Origin of the sequence: Pseudomonas sp. SIMBA_041 (assembly GCF_046535095.1) — a bacterium.
GTDB classification, from domain to species: domain Bacteria; phylum Pseudomonadota; class Gammaproteobacteria; order Pseudomonadales; family Pseudomonadaceae; genus Aquipseudomonas; species Aquipseudomonas mucoides.
This window is the reverse complement of sequence record NZ_JAWRXJ010000764.1, coordinates 1-246: the sequence shown is the minus strand read 5'-3', so window position 1 is coordinate 246 and position 246 is coordinate 1. Positions and strand designations below refer to the sequence as shown.

Annotated in this window: 1 pseudogene; it reads left to right on the top strand. The window is 53.3% G+C overall.

Annotated features, from left to right (window positions below):
* Window positions 1–33: 33 nt before the first annotated feature.
* A pseudogene (gene glmM / locus SB725_RS33170) lies at window positions 34–246 on the top strand (phosphoglucosamine mutase); the annotation flags it as partial.

The window sequence follows — 246 nt, the reverse complement described above, 5'->3', positions numbered from 1 at the left end:
AAGCCACTCTGTCTGCAAAGGAAAACAAACGCTATGAGTAATCGTAAATATTTCGGTACCGATGGGATTCGTGGTCGTGTAGGGGATGCGCCGATCACACCTGATTTTGTGCTTAAGCTGGGTTGGGCCGCGGGTAAAGTGCTGGCGCGCCACGGCTCCCGTAAGATCATTATTGGTAAAGACACGCGTATTTCTGGCTATATGCTGGAGTCAGCACTGGAAGCGGGTCTGGCGGCAGCGGGCCTT